Source organism: Paraglaciecola sp. (genome assembly GCF_051252315.1).
Lineage (GTDB): Bacteria > Pseudomonadota > Gammaproteobacteria > Enterobacterales > Alteromonadaceae > Paraglaciecola.
Genome location: NZ_JBPOFP010000029.1, coordinates 27,996 through 45,240, shown reverse-complemented (window position 1 = coordinate 45,240; position 17,245 = coordinate 27,996). Strand labels below are relative to the sequence as shown.

General features: G+C 39.2%; 12 protein-coding genes and 1 pseudogene. 9 read left to right on the top strand and 4 right to left on the bottom strand.

The features are described 5' to 3' along the window. Positions 1-440 (bottom strand): annotated as a pseudogene (locus tag ACSHXM_RS07905) (hypothetical protein); the annotation flags it as partial. Between the two features lie 164 nt (positions 441-604). Here ACSHXM_RS07905 and ACSHXM_RS07900 point away from each other — a divergent pair. Beyond that, positions 605-2,071, top strand: a complete 1,467-nt coding sequence (locus ACSHXM_RS07900) for an alpha/beta fold hydrolase (RefSeq protein ID WP_435688207.1) — start codon at positions 605-607, stop codon at positions 2,069-2,071. A 131-nt stretch (positions 2,072-2,202) separates the two neighbouring features. Here the strand turns inward: ACSHXM_RS07900 and ACSHXM_RS07895 are convergent, their stop codons facing one another. Continuing rightward, positions 2,203-2,610, bottom strand: coding sequence for a winged helix-turn-helix transcriptional regulator (locus tag ACSHXM_RS07895; protein ID WP_435688206.1), 408 nt, complete (start codon positions 2,608-2,610; stop codon positions 2,203-2,205). 281 nt (positions 2,611-2,891) lie between these two features. On the opposite strand from ACSHXM_RS07895, the gene ACSHXM_RS07890 reads away from it, so the two are divergent. The 4 genes from ACSHXM_RS07890 to ACSHXM_RS07875 all read left to right on the top strand — a co-directional run bounded on the left by ACSHXM_RS07890 (position 2,892) and on the right by ACSHXM_RS07875 (position 9,730). Beyond that, complete coding sequence (locus ACSHXM_RS07890) at positions 2,892-3,317, top strand: hypothetical protein (RefSeq protein WP_435688205.1); 426 nt, start codon at positions 2,892-2,894, stop codon at positions 3,315-3,317. 133 nt (positions 3,318-3,450) lie between these two features. Then, the gene (locus tag ACSHXM_RS07885) at positions 3,451-4,539 is read left to right on the top strand and encodes a helix-turn-helix transcriptional regulator (RefSeq protein WP_435688204.1); all 1,089 of its coding nucleotides are present in this window, start codon (positions 3,451-3,453) and stop codon (positions 4,537-4,539) included. 188 nt (positions 4,540-4,727) lie between these two features. Continuing rightward, positions 4,728-5,978 (top strand): serine hydrolase domain-containing protein, encoded by a 1,251-nt coding sequence (locus ACSHXM_RS07880; protein WP_435688203.1) that lies wholly within the window; start codon positions 4,728-4,730, stop codon positions 5,976-5,978. 200 nt (positions 5,979-6,178) lie between these two features. Then, a complete protein-coding gene (locus tag ACSHXM_RS07875; protein WP_435688202.1) occupies positions 6,179-9,730 on the top strand; it encodes a family 16 glycoside hydrolase in 3,552 nt (1,183 codons plus the stop codon). Positions 9,731-9,792: 62 nt separating this feature from the next. Here the strand turns inward: ACSHXM_RS07875 and ACSHXM_RS07870 are convergent, their stop codons facing one another. Further along, complete coding sequence (locus tag ACSHXM_RS07870; RefSeq protein WP_435688201.1) at positions 9,793-10,938, bottom strand: hypothetical protein; 1,146 nt, start codon at positions 10,936-10,938, stop codon at positions 9,793-9,795. Positions 10,939-11,160: 222 nt separating this feature from the next. On the opposite strand from ACSHXM_RS07870, the gene ACSHXM_RS07865 reads away from it, so the two are divergent. Further along, positions 11,161-11,472 (top strand): DUF1330 domain-containing protein, encoded by a 312-nt coding sequence (locus ACSHXM_RS07865; protein ID WP_435688209.1) that lies wholly within the window; start codon positions 11,161-11,163, stop codon positions 11,470-11,472. A gap of 186 nt (positions 11,473-11,658) precedes the next feature. Here the strand turns inward: ACSHXM_RS07865 and ACSHXM_RS07860 are convergent, their stop codons facing one another. After that, positions 11,659-13,881 carry a winged helix-turn-helix domain-containing protein gene (locus ACSHXM_RS07860; protein WP_435688200.1) on the bottom strand — a complete coding sequence of 741 codons (2,223 nt, stop codon included), beginning with the start codon at positions 13,879-13,881 and terminating at the stop codon, positions 11,659-11,661. Between the two features lie 165 nt (positions 13,882-14,046). Here ACSHXM_RS07860 and ACSHXM_RS07855 point away from each other — a divergent pair, with 165 nt between their 5' ends. From ACSHXM_RS07855 to ACSHXM_RS07845, 3 genes are read left to right on the top strand one after another with little or no spacing between them, the layout of a single operon-like run. Then, the gene (locus ACSHXM_RS07855; protein WP_435688199.1) at positions 14,047-14,895 is read left to right on the top strand and encodes an alpha/beta hydrolase; all 849 of its coding nucleotides are present in this window, start codon (positions 14,047-14,049) and stop codon (positions 14,893-14,895) included. Continuing rightward, the gene (locus tag ACSHXM_RS07850; RefSeq protein WP_435688198.1) at positions 14,892-15,773 is read left to right on the top strand and encodes a hypothetical protein; all 882 of its coding nucleotides are present in this window, start codon (positions 14,892-14,894) and stop codon (positions 15,771-15,773) included. Before ACSHXM_RS07855 ends, ACSHXM_RS07850 begins: the two co-directional genes overlap by 4 nt. After that, the gene (locus tag ACSHXM_RS07845) at positions 15,757-16,974 is read left to right on the top strand and encodes a serine hydrolase domain-containing protein (RefSeq protein WP_435688197.1); all 1,218 of its coding nucleotides are present in this window, start codon (positions 15,757-15,759) and stop codon (positions 16,972-16,974) included. Before ACSHXM_RS07850 ends, ACSHXM_RS07845 begins: the two co-directional genes overlap by 17 nt. Positions 16,975-17,245: the final 271 nt, after the last annotated feature.

Here is a 17,245-nt window from a genome sequence, read left to right as displayed (position 1 = left end):
GCATTGTCCCCTTCATTTAATAGGTATTGAGGAATAACAAATTTGACATCCATCTTGCCGACAAACTCCTTGTCTGGCTGAATATTTGGAGTGCCATTGAAGCCTAACTTTTGATTATTTAAGTATACCTCGCTAGACGTTTTACCAAACAGATACAAAGCATAGCTCAGGTTTTCTTTCACATAATTATGGGGGATATGAAGGTTTGCTTTGACCCATACTAGCCTATCCTGAGGATCCAAATCTGCAGCACTTCCCTCCTTACAACTAGACTCTGAAAACGAAGGCATATTCATTAGCGCTTCATTATTTGTCTCTTCATCGAATATACAAGTAATAAGATTCTGACGGTCGACAGAAATAAACTTTTGCGCAACGGTCTCACTTGCCCACAATGCTGGCAAGAGCATAAGGGTAATAATTAAAGGAATATTTTTCATGCTAAATACTATAAGTAAATAGGACGTTTATTAACAGCACCGTTTACCGGAAATAACCTACCTTTCGTAGAATTCATCTTTAAAATCAATACCTTTAATAGAATTTAGAAAGCACAAAGTCAGTTCATATTGTTTAATTTTAATCAACCAACAAGGAACTCAATATGAACATGACTCAAATAATTAAAATACTATTTATCGCTGGAATTTTGTTAATCAATCTACCTTTAAAAGCAAACTCTAAATCTTTTCAAAACGAAAAAAGCATTACATTTTCAACTATGGATGGCGTCACCACAGACGCGTTTGAAGGAGTTATTCAGGTTCCAGAGAACCGCAATAAAGCAGATAGTCGGCTCATACCCATTAAATATGTCAGATTTCCAAGCACTTCCAATACCCCTGGGCACCCCATTATTTACTTGTCTGGTGGGCCAGGCGGCTCAGGAATTAAAACGGCTAAGTACCCTAACTTTCGTTTTCCATTATTTATGGCGTTACGTGAGTTCGGAGACGTTATTGCGCTCGACCAACGAGGAACTGGCGCCTCGAAAACCGTCGCTAAATGTAATTCCAGTCAAACAATTCCTTTAAACGAACCGCTTTCAGATAATGAGGTAGCTAAAAGACACCGTTTGGCAGCGAAGGAATGTATTACATTTTGGCAAAAAGAAGGTGCAGACCCACTTGGCTATACAAGTATACAAAACGCCTTGGATTTAGAAAGTTTACGTCAACATTTTGATGCAGAAAAAATTACCTTATGGGGTATTTCTTATGGCAGCCATTTAGCATTAACCGCACTGAAATTGATGCCTGAAAAAATACACAAAGTGGTTATTGCCAGTGCCGAAGGACTCAATCAAACCGTTAAATTACCAGTTCGTACTGAAGCGTATTTTCAACGTTTACAAGCCGCTATCAACCAACAATCTGATGCAGCAAAAATGTATCCCAACATAATAGGACTAATAACAAATGTGCTCGAGAACCTAGATAAACTCCCAATCAAAACGCAAATTCCTCTAAAAGATGGAACTCATTTAGATTTCCTATTCCAAAAACGTCACATGCAATTAATGACTTCAGGAATGATCTCTGATCCTCAACGAGGGGTTGCGCCACTTTTAGCTATGTATAACGGCTTAGCTAATGGCCAAGAATCTGTCCTTCAACTTGCCCTTAAAAGTGGTTACTTTAATCAAGAACATATTTCTTTCAACCTAATGAGTTTAGCAATGGATGTTGCATCCGGAATTACCAACGAGCGGCTCACAGTAGTTGAAGAACAAGCCAAGACATCATTGTTGGGCCAATACTTAAACTTTCCTATGCCTCATCTAAATCAGCAAATACCTGATTTAGACCTAGGCGATAAATTTAGGCAAAAACCAATTAGCTCGGTGCCGACGTTATTATTTACAGGTACTTTGGATGGACGCACCTATGTAAAATCTCAAGCTGAAGCAGTAAGTGGCTTATCTAATTTACATCAAGTGACTATTCATAATGCCGGACATAACTTGTTTATGGTATCGCCTGAAGTTACACACATCATTAAACAATTTTTAAATAACGAAAAAACCACAATCACCGAGATTACTGTTCCTCTACCCAACTTTGTTATGTAGTTCCATTCTGATGCAATTAGCACATTGCATCAGAATGATTAACCCTACGATGGCGCCATTTAGTTTCAATTTATCTAAACAATTGGTATTAAATGGCCCAGTAATGATTTTCATCCTGGAGTCAGACTTTCTTAGGCCGTGATATCTCCAAGATCAGCAGTCAACTTTTCTATAAGAGCTTGTCTGTTACTTTTTAAACTTTGGATAAAGGTATCGGGAGCTTCTGTTTGGCTATCATATTTCGCCGACCAGGCGATCATCTCTAACAACATGGGCAATAAATCGAGGCCTTTGTTAGTTAAAGAATAACGTTTCTTCGCCTGATTTTCCTTATCAGTTGATTTAATAATCAATCCATTCATCTCGAGTTTACTGAGCCTATCAGCCAAAATATTGGTTGAGATTTTCTCATCTGAAGCTAAAAACTCATTGTAGTATTTTTTATCTTTAAAAATTAAATCTCGCATTACCAGCAGGCTCCATTTATCACCAAATGTTTCCTGAGCAAAATTTATTGGGCAGTGAGATCTATATTTCATCTTATTCCTTAGGTTTCATGAACTCATAATAGCACTTGCAAATCACAAGTAGAATACCTAAGATAAATCAACTTGCATTTTGCAAGTTGATTTATCTATTTTGATTAGACCATTAAGAAAAGGATAACCCAGATGACAATCTATATGCTGAGGTATTACAGCGAAAACATACCAAAAACCACCGAAAAAGAAGCGAAACTCATGGCTAAAATGGCAGAGGCTTGCCCTCACATAAGTATAGGTGGATCAATGCTTGTATCAGAAATGATGGAAATGTAATTATGCTAAATTTAAAAAAATTCCTACTGGCAACAATATCTTATGTTGTTTTAACCATGTTGATTGCATATCCCTGGCACATGATTTGGTTTCATGACTTATATGGAGAAATGGGAGCGTACACTCGACCAATCCCAAGTGTACCCTTAGGAATGTTTTCCATGGTAATACAAGGTGTTGTAATTGCGTACCTTTACCCAATTTTTTATCGAACAGGTCATCCAATAGTGCAAGGTATTAAGTTTAATATGCTGATAGGTGCTGTGATCTATTCAGTCATGGGACTAGCTATGGCAGCTAAAATTGACATCAATCCAATTTCTACATACCTAGTTTACAATTTAGGCTTTCAATTAATTCAGGTTTTATTAACTGGAACCGCACTCGGTGTAATATACGGCAAAATAGACAGCCTCAATACGCGTTAAATCAAAAAAGCATGGCTATTCTTTACTCTAGAAAACATATAAATTTTAGCTAAGTTAACATCCAACTACTTTGAGATTATAATTGTGAAATTATGAGTCGTTCACAGATGGTAATTAACCCAGAGGAAACTCGTTGAATTTATCAGAGTTAAGCTTGTTGGATATCAGTTTACGCCTAATGTGTTTAGGCCAAGTGTTGTTGTTTATTGCACTGGTGGGTTGGCAACAGGTTCGAAGCAAAGTGCTGAATGTCGATGCAGCTTTACTGGCCTTACTATTATGTTGTGTTGCTTGTTCAGTAATACTAACCATGAATTACCGACCACCATTATTATTGGAACTCAGGCCTTATTTGCTGGTATTGGTTGATGCACTGCCGTTTGCCCTTTGGGCCTGGGGTGTTTTAGTGTTATCAGATGTGCAACGTCCGTTTAGTTATGAAATTTCGACTCTAACTAAGTTCGCATTGAGCACAATACTCTTACTCTATTTTAGTTGGCATAGTTACTTTTTTATCGCCCTTGAGGGTAACGGCTGGTTCCATAATGTGTCTCATTGGCTAGCGATTATAGCGGTGTTGCATTTAGTTTATGTCTGCCTACAACAATGGCAAGATGATCTAGTCGATGCTCGGCGTCGATTACGAGCGGTGTTACTGATTATCTCTAGCTTGATACTAACCGTCTATGTCATGAGTGAAATTAGTGGCACCTTATTTATGCGCAGTGAAACTGGCTCAATTATTGGCGCTATTATATTGTTATCGCTCTCGACAATGTTAGGCATCATCTGCTTAAAGCAACCTTCATTGCCGTCACAACACTTGTTATCCGAAGTAGAACAAGACGCTTCCATAACCGATAATCAGATTGAAGTACCCGCCCAGTACCTAGAGCTATTTCAACAACTGAATAAGTTTAAGAACCAAGGAGGCTTTACCGAAACAAATCTCACTCTGACTAGACTCGCTGAACATTTGAATAGCCAAGAACACAGATTAAGGTCGTTGATCAATCAAGTATTAGGTTATCGAAATTTTTCACATTATTTAAACGACTACCGTTTACCGTTAGCCAGTCAACAGCTTCTATCGGATAGCAATAAACCGATTACAGAGATTGCCTTTGAAGTTGGTTATGGTTCGATTACGTCATTTAATCGGGCATTCAAATCAGCATTTGGTCAATCTCCCAGCGACTATCGACAGCTCACAAAAAAATAATGCCGATCTAGGTAAAGGCGATGTTATTTCAGAAATGCCCTGTCTTTTTTGAAATCGCCTATTCTATTTTTGAAATTGATTAACACTTTTTCGATTTTGGTTAGTTCTTAAATGCCAAATTTTCCACACTTGCTCCTCAACTAAAACAGTTATCCGCTTTTTTGCGGCGTAAATGAAATGGAGTAAAAATGAGAGTAACCAATAGAACAAAACTTGTTGGGGCAACGTTAATTGGATTGTTATGCTGGACCTTATATTTTCTGTGGCCAGTCTATGGTTTTTTAAGTCATCAAAAAGGCTGGGCACATGCGCCTTGGGGATGGCTAACATTCCCCAGCTCCGCACCACAACAACAGAAAGTATCTCAACCTGACTTTACTTATGTAGGCAAGCAAGCTCTATCCGCCTTGGCCAAACACCGACTAAATATCAACGCACCAGCCATTACCGCTGCTGTAGCCATTGATGGCAGACAAGTTTGGGCTGGTGCCGTTGGCTGGGCAGATATCGAGAAAGAATTACCCGCCACAGTAGATACGCAATTTCGAATTGGCAGCACGTCTAAAGCACTCAACGCGACTGCGTTAGCGCGTTTGATGCAGGCGGATTTAATTGATTTAGATCAGCCACTAAAAACACTATTTAAATCCCCGACAAATCCGCAATGGAAAAATATTACACCACGACACTTGGCATCGCATTCTGCGGGCCTACCGCACTATAAAGAAACCAAAGATATTGAAGGGTTAATGCACTTTATGAGGCTTCAAACACATTATGACGATGTTGAACAAGCAACAAAGTTGTTTGACCAAACACCACTATTATTTCCTCCCGGTGAAAAATTTAGTTATTCAAGCCTAGGCACTGTGTTATTAAGCAATTTAATGCAAAAAGCGAGCGGTATGAAGTATCAAAAGTGGGTCAAACAACAAGTTCTCGACCCTTTGAAGATGCACGTAACACTCGGTGAAAAAGCTAGCCCAACATTAGCAACCCCTTATTGGCGGGATAAAACAAAAAAATCAACAAAACTAAGAGTTTGGCGAAAAGTTGATCTTAGTCACAGACTTGCTGGGGGTGGGTTTATATCAACGTCGAGTGATTTAATTAAATTGGGTTTAGGTTATTTTAATCCAGAATTTTTAGATAACGAAATTGTCAACCAAATCTGGCAGCCTCAAACGTTAAATAATGGCCTGGTTAATCCTCAAAAATACGCAATTGGCTGGCGACAAGGAAATATCAAACTAGGGAAGACTAAAAGCAAAACATTCCATCATGGTGGCGTATCTCGGGGTGGTCAAAGCTGGTTAATTGTCATTCCTGACTACAAAATGGCAATTGCAGTTAATGCCAATATCAATACAAAAGAGTTTTGGGATTTCGCCAGTGTTTATCGTGAATTAGCACAATTGTTTTATAATACTGTGCACTAGGGGCTGTTGATCTTTATTGCGACATTTTGCTTAATACGTATTCAAATTTAGCTGAATACGTATGCAAATTGCTATGCCAAATACCTAGCTAAGCGTATGATAAAAATATGTTAATTTAAGGTTGCGCGTTTATGCTATTAAGGAAAATCTCTACTCTCCCTCGAACTCACTTGTTCATTACACTCACTGCTTGTATAAGTTTGGCGTGTAACAAATCAACTGAACAAACAGTCACTACAGAGGCCAAGGAACCTAGTTTAATTGCCACACGAACCACACTAGATGGCGAAACTCGTATCATCAATCTTAAACTAAATGACGATATTACTGCTGCTTACGACACCAAAAATGCGCAACTGTTTAAGTTATGGAAAGGTGATTTAAGCTTATCTGGAGCCGTATTTGACCAAAAACATGGACCACAACCCAGTTCTACCGGAAAAACCTTTGTTGTCCAACATGATTCAAGTTGGAAAATTGAGACAGGCCAAGTCACATATCGTGGTCATCAAGTACTTAATGATCAAGGCCATTTGCTTTATAGCGCCACAGGGTCGATAAATGGCAAAACGTGGGAAGCGCAAATTCAAGAAAGCCCAAGTGCCGCAACAAACACAAGTGGCCTATCTTATATTCGACATTTTAGCGTTAAAAATCTGCCTGATGGACTCTCGTTAACACTACAAAACTTACCTACAGCCAATTCTCGAACTGTCTCTGGAGCAGGTGAAATTCAAGACAATCAACTCATTCTAAAAAATGGCGACACTCATGTGCAGGCAGAGTTTTCTGAGATTCAACAAGAACAGCCGGAAATGATTCAAACACCTCAAGAAGAAGTTCACCCAGGTCTAAGCCTAATTCAAAATAGTGACTGTGCTGCATGCCATAACGCAGACGTTAAAACAGTGGGTCCTTCTTATACCGCGATAGCTAATAGATACGGTTCATTAGATGACAACCTTCAAGCACTGAGCCAAAAGATCATTCAAGGTGGCGCCGGAAATTGGGGTGATGTACCCATGACGCCTCACAGCGCACTATCCGATGAAGACGCTAAAGGGATGCTAGATTACATATTTAGCTTAAAAACAGAGGTGAGTGAGCCTTCACAAACCAATGGCATATTGCTTGGTTTAGGTAACACAAAGATCAGCTTAGACCCTCAAACCCCTGAATTTAAAGACAACAAACAGGGCGCATATATTTATCAGCTGGATTTATTAAATGGTGACCCAGATGAAAACCATGCACGTACCAGCACTCCATTATTAGGTTCTTGGGTACCAAAAGTACATTTTTCTAATACAGAACATTTAGGGCCAAATCCTGAAAACTTTATGTACTTAGTAAAAACCCACTTAAATCTAACGCAACCTTTAACCACTACTTTAAGGTTAGTTGCTGATGACGGCGCCTACTTATACATAAACGGTGAGCGCATCATAAATAATTGGGGATTTCATGCGCCCGAAGCAAAAGACGCTGATGTAAAATTACCCGCAGGATTACACGAATTAGAAATAATATATTTTCAAGCCGGCGGTGGCGGAGCTTTATCCTTGCAGTGGTTAAACCCCGAATCAAAAGCCTTTGAAGTATTACCTGCTAACATGATGCAAGTACAACAAACTGACTTAAAAGAAGTAAAAGAAGTCATCACAGACCCAGACATTATTAAATCAGTGCCGGGCGATCAACAAGAAGTGGCAGGCGTTCATCCATCCTTTAGCTTGAGCCAAGCGCGCCCAGAAGAGTTTAAACCTATGGTTGGCGGCCTCGACTTTTTTGAAGACGGCCGCATGGTAGTCACGACTTGGGATCCTGAAGGTTCGGTATACCTAGTTGAAAATTACCAAGGTAAATCAGCAGATATTAAAGTAAAACGTATCGCCAAAGGTTTAGCTGAACCTCTCGGTGTTAAAGTTGTTGATGGAGAGATTTATGTTTTACAAAAACAAGAACTCACCCGTTTAGTTGACTCAGACAAAGATGGATATATCGACAGATATGAGCTGGTTTCAAATGACTGGGCTGTAACAGACAACTTCCATGAATTTGCCTTTGGTTTAGAATATGAAGATGGCTATTTTTATGGCGCACTAGCCACAGCTATTTTACCAGGGGGAGCCAGTGCAAATCCTCAAGCCCCTAGCCGCGGTAAAGTCATAAAAATTTCAAAACAAACGGGTGAAGTAGAGTTTATTGCTCATGGTTTACGCACCCCTAATACTATTGGACGCGGTATCGACAACAAACTATTCATTGCCGATAACCAAGGTGACTGGTTACCAGCTTGTAAAATAGTCGAGCTGACGCCGGGTGCTTGGTATGGCTCTCGTTCAGTAGACTTTGAAGGCACGGCCAACTTAACCGAAACTTTACCGGTTGTTTGGTTACCACAAGGTGATATTGGCAACTCAGCCAGTCAACCCGCTCCATTGAATATTGGTCCATATCAAAACCAAATGATCCACGGTGACGTAACCCATGGCGGTATTAAACGGGTATTTGCCGAACGTGTTGACGGCAGGTTACAAGGCGCAGTATTCCGCTTTAGCCAAGGATTAGAAGCCGGAGTCAACCGTTTAAAATGGGCACCTAATGGCAGCCTTGTGGTAGGTGGCGTAGGTAATCCAGGAAACTGGGGCCACGGTGATAAAAAGTGGTATGGTTTACAAAGCCTGACTTACAACCAAAACTCTACCTTTGAAATGTTAAGTATCAGCGCTCACTCTGATGGTTTTGAAATCACCTTAACCGAGCCGGTTAAATCTAACCGACAAATATTAGCCAGCGATTTTGATATTCAACAATGGTACTTCGAACCCACCGCTGATTATGGAGGCCCTAAAAAAGGTCTAGAAACACTTAATATTCAAGGGCTCAGTTTGTCTGAAGATCGCACTAAAATTGCCATAAAACTTGATGGGTTAAAAGCCAATCACGTGGTGTATTTCAGAATTAAACGTGGGTTTGAAAGTGAAAATAATCACGAACTTTGGACAACAGAAGCTTGGTATACGCTAAACGTTATTCCACAAAACAAACCTGTTGAGCTAAATACCCATTATAAGGTGTCGCACAATACGTTATCGGCAGATGAAAAAGCCCAAGGCTGGAAGTTATTATTCGACGGTCAATCTCTTGGCCACTATAGAAACTACAACCAACAACATATTGGCCAGCGATGGTCTGTTGCTGATAACACGCTACATTTCGCAGGAAAGAAACCTAACGAAACAGGATGGCAAACAGAAAACGGCGGCGACATAGTGATCACGCCAGAACCCGTTGAGAGTTTTGAATTAAACCTCGAATGGAAAGTACAACATGCGGGTAACAGCGGCATTATATACAATGTAAAAGAAAGACCAGAGTTGGAGTACCCGTTTTTAACTGGCCCAGAAATGCAAATTTTGGATAACCCACACCACGGTGATGGCAAGATTGAAAAACACCGTTCAGGCGACAACTACGACTTAATTAAAGCTAAGTTTGTGACTGTGCTGCCTGCCGGTGAGTGGAACCAAGTACGCCTAATAATCAACAATGGTCACGTACAACACTGGCTAAATGGTTACAAACTAGTTGATGTGCAAATGTTCGATGACAACTGGAAGGCTCTTATCGCTGGCAGTAAATTTAAAGACTGGGAACATTTTGCCAAGTCGCCCGGTGGTCACATAGTGTTGCAAGACCACGGTGATAAAGTCTGGTTTAGAAATATCAAAATTAAGCCACTTCATTAATCAACTAGAGATGAGCAGAGCTGTTTTATTTCATTCAGCTCTAACTTTATCTAAACATTCTCCTAGCCTTTGGTCCGAGTTGCCTTAGGGCTAGGCTGAGCAATGAGATCATGCATGTAGGCTAATGATGGTAATCTATGTTGTTCTTGGTAAAACAAACGATTCAATCGACCGAGCAAATTGACTTGTCTTGACGGATCATGTGCTTTACTTCGGGTTGAACTGTGTGTTTGCAAAAACTCAGATGGCCTTAAGTTTACATCATGAATGTGTTGGTCGGTCACCCCTAACTTTTTGACCGTCGACAGTATCCTCTCAGTTTTACTTTCATTACTAGGAATAATTTTAGAATGGTAGATAGAGTTAAGCGGTTGACTGACTGCTTCTATGGCTAAATTAATGCTTTGCCATATTTGATCGTGGCTCATATGACTGTTTTCTGGAGCATAGTAACCCATAACTTCCCATTCAAATTCAGCATTATGTAGGGCGATAGAGCTATCCGCTTGTTCTGAATAAGACAAATCGGGGTTAGCTCCAATATTATAAGCATCTACTGATAAGGCTAGATTAATTGCAATATCCCCCATCTCTTTTTTATTGATATACAAGGCTTCAAAAGCAGCGCGTTTCACTCCCATCCAACCATGAACAACTGGCGGTAAAGTCGCAAAATTTCGGACATCTTCTGGCAAATCTTCACCATACTTTTCAATAAACAAGGCAGAAGTGTCTTGTTCTAACGCTTCATCAGGTACCCAAATTTCATACTCCTGACGATTATCTGCTTTTCCACGACTTTTAATTCCATAAGACAAGTTGATTGGATGACACATATTGCGACTTTCATCTGCTTCATGAAAATATTCAGAACGGAAACGTTTGATAAAAGGCGCATCTAACCCAGCAATAGCAGCAGTAGGGTAACGAAAACCAATATCACTATTATTAATGATGTAAAAGCCAGAAATCTCTTGTTGTAGGATATCTTTTATACCGGTTAAAGATTGATAGTGATTAACCACTATACTGCGTTCTGGCTCTATGGTTAATCGTTGACCATCCTCGGTGATAAACTTAGGTGTTTTATGGTACACATAGTTCGCTAACCCTAAGCTTTCTGCATAACCATCTCTAACGAGTGCTAGTTCGCTGAATAACACATCATGATTTTTAATATATTTAAACAACGGTCTGAAATGCGCCATCTTGCCCCCTAGTAATATTGACATCATTATCTTCTTTATAAGAGGAACACTAAAAATCTACAAGTATTAAATTTTCCACCGACTAAAAATAATTAATAAAAATCATATGGTTATGTAAAAATATTGTTAACGATAGTGTTTTTCGAAGTGAAATCTTTATGTTCCTTATTTCGGACTATTAGAGGAAAACCTGTACCATAAGCTCGGACAAGGCAATCAACACTGAAAGTAGGAAAAAAAATTCGTGGATATATTGTTGTAGATGTAAACATAAAGGATATGGAAGAGTTCATGGAATATGCTGCACGTATACCAGAGTTAATAGAAAAATATGGTGGACGCTACATTGTGAAAGGTGCTGAACCTAGAGTAGTGCGAGACAGTCGTGACCTTCCACAATTTTTAGTGGTGATTGAATTTCCCTCTGTCGAAACTGCTGACAATTTCATTGAAGAACGTTCAAGGTCCGAACTAAAGGAAATATTTGATCGATCTACCGAGGGGCGAATTCTAAGAGTTGAGGGCTGTATTTAACTCATTAAAAATGACTAGCGAAATACCCTATTCTCCTTCGCTAGTTCAGTGAGTTAACGCTGAGCATTTTTATACTAGTTAGTGAAAATACCTGCTTAAAATCAGCAGTATAAAAACCCCAAGCATAAGACATGAGTTAATTTCTAGCTCAACAATCGACAGTGACCAAATATGGAATAAAGGCCCTTAAGGAATTAGAGAAAGTTCAGCCACTTCTTTTCTTGCTGAAATACGCACCGAAATCAATAACTGAGTCTCATCTACGTCAGTGATTTCATCAGTATTTTTAGGAAGGTTACCTAAAGTTTTAAATTCCTCACTGTTTAAATCGTAAGACCACAATGCTAGTTTGCCATTGACACCGTAGATGACTTCACCATTTATCAGGAATTTTTGCTTATTTTTCCCTCGGCCATTTAACGCTTCTATTACTTCGTCTTCTGCCGAACCTTGGCGCCAAAATCGGTCCATGTGATCAACATAAATCAATTCGTCCTTGTTGCTTTTTAGCGCCCAATTAACCAATTTGTCATTAATAATACGGACATCAGAATCAACTAAGTTAACCTCTGCAAATTTTACAATACCCTTAATACGTACCAACGCTAATGCGATGTTGTTATGGCTGTCCCATTGGAAAAGATCCACCACAGGATATACCAAATCAAATGAATGCTGACTGGAGTCCAAGTTCACTTGTGTAAGAACATTATTGGCATTCACTAAAATACTGTTACCGTCGGCTGACCAGTCAAAACCATAGATGTAAGTATCCATAGGAAAGTCAGAAAGTTGCTTTGCACCTTTACCGCTCGTGACCCAAATTTGAGATTCTCCAGAGCGTCTAGACTCAAAAGCGATAAGCTCACCATTAGGCTGAAATATAGCGTTGTCTTCAGCAAGTATTGAGCGTTCTAGAACAGAACTTTGTTCCTTGCTAATTTTGCCTATAGATTGATTATCACTTATTTCTGATAACGTTAAAGCAGCAATATCACTGTCATAATGTCCGCTGATCACTATCATTCGATCGCCATTTGGATGAAATATAGGTGTACTTATTGCGCTATCTAAAGGCAAGCTGACATTCGTGACTTTACCATCGAAAGACATAGTGAACAGTTGTCGTCCTGTACTAAAAACCAGATGATTTTCTAAAGGCGAAAAATTGGGGTATACCAACCTAAATTTTGCTACTTCTTCTGGATAATTGATTCGGTGTCTGGATACAAGCTGCCCATCTGTTTTCAGAACTTCGATGTAATAGTGACCGTCAGCATGAATGCTAGTTAATGCAATAAGGTCGTCTACTGGGGAATAATCGTAATCAATTATATTGCCGTCATCGAGCGCATAAATTACCCCGCTTTGATTATCACTAATTGAATAAGTAATTAGCTTCCAACGATCAGTATATTTTTGTAATAAGGCAATATTATTGTTGTTTAACCATATGGGCGTTTTTATTTTCGAATTTTTACATTCTACCAACACCCTAGGTGACTGCGGAGATTCTAGTGCAGACATAAAGTCTAAACTCATCAATTCATAACATTGTTTCTGGGTAGTCGGTTTGCTGCAACCGGCGCTTTTAATGAATACGAGTTTTTTACCATCTTTGGAAAAGCTATGACTCCCATGTGAATCTAAGTCTTTTGTGAGCTGAAACTCTTCTTGTGTCTTGGTGTTTTTTGCCCAAATATTATTGGCGCAAAATTGTTCGGAATAACGATGAAAAACAACGTATTTACCATCTGGTGAATAAACACTGGCAAGTTCTTTATTATCGGTAGTGGTTAATAACCGAATTTCACCAATTGTGAGTTTTGCAGGTTTTTCGACGGTGATAGATCTATAACCAATAACAACCAACAACAAAAAACCCAAGACAATTGAAAAGATGCTTAATACCGATCTCGCAGGTTTTTCAGAAACTGATTCCTGTTCAATTATATTTATCTTGCTTGGTTCGACGGCATTATTATCCTCAACCAGAGCTGTTTTTTCTGGCAATGCTTTATGTTTTGTCTGTTCTCCCCACCTAACGTCACACTCTAAGCTATACCCTTGTTTAGCATGAGTTTTGATATAAATTTTCTCATCATCACCCAGAGCTTTTCGCAATTGAGCAATACTTCTTTGAAGCGTGTTAGGTGAGACTATTGTGTCTTGCCAGACTTTTGCTAATAAAGCATCATGGCTTACCACTTTCCCTTGGTTTTCAGCTAGGTAGGTTAAAACAGCTAATGCCTTTGGAGCTAATGTTTGGGATTGTTTATTTTGAGTGATTTGGTTCCTAGATAAATCAATAAAAAAACCACTAATCCAATATTGTTCCTGCATATAACCTCTTACCAGAATAAAAGTGGCGGGTGTCGCTCGCTGAAGCGACTTAGATAAAGCTAGCATAAACCCGTTAACCACCAAATTCAACTTTGTAACCTACTGATAATAAACATATTTTATTTATCAGACAGAAATCAGCTAAAAATCAGCTTAACTTCAAGTATTTAAACTGCAAACACTTAAATTGGCGTTGTGACCTTATTTAAACTCTACAAGGAATAGATAAATATGAAGACGCGCTTATTTATAATGTTTGCCTGCTTACTGCCTTTATTGGCCGTAAAGGCAAGTGAATTTAAATCCTACGAAATGCCCAGAACTCAAGTAGTGCCAATCGAAAACACTCAAACAGGTGAACCGTATGAGCTTTACATAAAACTCCCCGATAAATATGTAAAAGACGACTCAACGACTTACCCCGTGATTTATTTTACTGACGCCGTTTGGCACATCGATATGTTGTCTGGAGCCACTGAATACTTAATGGAAAATGCGATTTTAGTTGGTATTTCTTGGCAGAAAAACATCAAAAACGAAAAAGCACACGTAAGTAGATTTAAAGACTATTCAATTAAGGCGTTAAAAGATCCTGAAAAACAAGCCAAATATAAATTTGGTCAAGCCAATGTTCATTTAGACTTTATTCGTAACGATGTCATTCCGTATGTTGAAAAAACATATAACACTCAGCCCGACAATCGTACTTATTTCGGCTATTCACTTGGTGGTCAGTTCGGTACTTATATACTGATGTTAAAGCCCGACACTTTTAAAAATTACATTTTAGGCAGTCCATCAATGAGCGGAAGAATCCCTTATTTATTGGAGCTTGAAAAGCAAGCAGCAAAAAAACATCAAAACAAAAATACCAATGTCTTTATTTCATACGGTTCATTAGAGAATAAATTAGGCAAAGAGACCGAAAAACTCATTGCAATGTTAAAGAATAAGCAGGACAAAAGCTTATCTATAACACACCGCGTACTTGATGGAAGTCATGCTGGTGCATTTCCTCTAACGGGTGTTCACAGCATCACTTGGTTATCAAAATTACAAAAACAGGAAAATACACAATGAACAGACATTATCGTTTTTATGTACTGTTTGTATTTTTGTTAAGCATAAGTGGCAAAAGTTATAGTCAACATGAATTCCCCGTTCTTAAAGGCTCATATATGGGGCAAACCCCACCTGGTAAAACAGCCGAACCCTTTGCCCCAGGGATCATATCCAAACAAGGCTGGGAATTAGAAGGGGTGTTTGCACCCGGCATGCAAGAATTCTATTTCACTACAAATGAAGGCGAAGGTACGCCAAGTAAAGTTATTGGGTTTCGCCAACTTAACAATGTTTGGAAAAAACACACTGAGTTCAAACGCAAAGGCGAAGTCACGTTTTCTCCAGACGGGTCTCGGATGCACATGGCTAAGGGTTATAAAGATAGAACAGCCGAAGGTTGGTCAGAAACCAAAAAACTAGGCCCCAAAATCAATAGCAAAGAGTACGGTATTATGCGTTTATCCGCATCAGCCAAAGGCACTTATGTATTTGATGACTTCAAAAGTGCTGCAATTCGTATATCCACCGTCAAGAACGGCAAACGCCAAGACCCAGTGTTACTAGATTCTGTTATTAACTCCGGAAAAAAGACCGCACATCCGTTTATCGCCCCCGATGAAAGTTACTTAATTTGGGACAGTGTGCGCGAAGACGGTTTTGGCGATTCTGATTTGTATATTAGTTTCAAACAAGTAGATGGTAGTTGGGGCGCTGCAATTAACATGGGGGAAAAGGTTAATTCAAATAAATGGGATGCTTTTGGCACTGTCACACCCGACGGTAAATACCTACTCTTCAATAGAGGTATCGACGATAACAACAAGAATGTTGATATCTACTGGGTAGATGCGCAAATTATTCAAACATTGAGGAAAAGTAATGCTCACTCTTTCTAAGTTAATGATAGTTATGATACTGCCTGCATTGGGGAGTTTTAGCTTACATGCAACCAAAAACATCGAGGCCGATATTGCTCCCAAAGCAACACAAACCGAGATTAACGGCGCATTTGCAGATATCCCTTATCTCAAAACACCTTATATAAGCACCATTCCGATTGCCAAGAATGACGGTATTTTGGTAGGTAAACTAGGGGCAGACAATGGTGATAAACAAGCCATTATTAATTTGGCTACAGAGATAACCAATAACAAATTTGGCGCATTTGATAGCCTGCTTATTTCCCACAAAGACAGATTAGTGTTTGAGTCTTATTATGCACGGGGCCGAATAGATTTACCCCATAAACAAGCATCAACTACCAAGTCTTTTGTCAGTTTAGCAATAGGGCGGGCAATTCAATTAGGTTACCTAACCATGGAAGACTTGCACAAACCTTTGACCAGCTTTCTGAACAACCTAGACCCTACTCAATTTGTCTCTGGAGCGGCAAATATTACGCTCCATCAAGCTTTAAGTATGCGTACTGGAATACGAATAAAGCGAGAAAAAATAAAAGAGATTCCGCAAAGCTCAAATCAATTATTAGGACAAGCACAAGTCCAAACTTATTTCGAAAATAGTCTGCCTATAACCGCAGAATATCAACAATTCCACTATCAAAATAACGATCCAAAATTAGTCATGCAAGTACTGGATGCCGTGGTACCTAATTCTGCCAAAGACTTTATACAAAAAGAACTGTTAGACAAATTAGGCATCACCAATTTTAAATGGAAAGACGATGTAAGCGGACTGCCAATGGCATCTTATTGGTCAAATATGACATCACGGGACATGCTCAAGTGGGGCATGTTAATAATAAATACAGGTAAGTGGAATAACCAGCAACTCATATCAAAGGTCTATTTAGAAAAAGCGACAAATAGAATGCTACAAATAAACGAAGATGACATATTCTTTGCAGGAAACAATGTAACTAATCCCGGTTATGGTTATTACTTTTGGCAAGCCGATATGAAAGTCGCAAATAAAAGCTATTTTACTACATCTGCCCAAGGGGGTGGCGGTCAATACATCATAATGGTTAAAGACCTAGACCTGATCATTGTCACAACTGCCCATGATAGAAAAGAAAGAATGATGCAGATAACTGCTGACAGAATTCTTCCCGCATTTGTAACGCACTCAAACTAAGAGATTGCCAGATAATACTAGCAATGTAAGCAGGTACTTACCAACACCGAATTGCTGTTTTCATAAGTCTTAGACAGATCTTGGTTGCATGAATAGTGATTCGATTAGACCGTCAGGGTAGAGTGATTAGAGACAGTCGAGAACGTTAACGGCTATTGGTGGTTTAATTAAAATTAGTTGTGCAAATCAACAAACAACAAAAACGGCTCCCAAAGGAGCCATTTTGCTTAACCTATAGTTCCCCAGAGCTGCAAAGCGGAAATACGAGGTT

Excerpts from the sequence above, each read along its gene's own strand:
- ACSHXM_RS07890 (WP_435688205.1), top strand. The coding sequence starts at position 2,892 with ATGCTAAATTTAAAAAAATTCCTACTGGCAACAATATCTTATGTTGTT.
- ACSHXM_RS07855 (WP_435688199.1), top strand. The coding sequence starts at position 14,047 with ATGAAGACGCGCTTATTTATAATGTTTGCCTGCTTACTGCCTTTATTG.
- ACSHXM_RS07845 (WP_435688197.1), top strand. The coding sequence starts at position 15,757 with ATGCTCACTCTTTCTAAGTTAATGATAGTTATGATACTGCCTGCATTG.
- ACSHXM_RS07850 (WP_435688198.1), top strand. The coding sequence starts at position 14,892 with ATGAACAGACATTATCGTTTTTATGTACTGTTTGTATTTTTGTTAAGC.
- ACSHXM_RS07880 (WP_435688203.1), top strand. The coding sequence starts at position 4,728 with ATGAGAGTAACCAATAGAACAAAACTTGTTGGGGCAACGTTAATTGGA.
- ACSHXM_RS07860 (WP_435688200.1), bottom strand. The coding sequence starts at position 13,881 with ATGCTAGCTTTATCTAAGTCGCTTCAGCGAGCGACACCCGCCACTTTT.
- ACSHXM_RS07895 (WP_435688206.1), bottom strand. The coding sequence starts at position 2,610 with ATGAAATATAGATCTCACTGCCCAATAAATTTTGCTCAGGAAACATTT.
- ACSHXM_RS07870 (WP_435688201.1), bottom strand. The coding sequence starts at position 10,938 with ATGGCGCATTTCAGACCGTTGTTTAAATATATTAAAAATCATGATGTG.
- ACSHXM_RS07900 (WP_435688207.1), top strand. The coding sequence starts at position 605 with ATGAACATGACTCAAATAATTAAAATACTATTTATCGCTGGAATTTTG.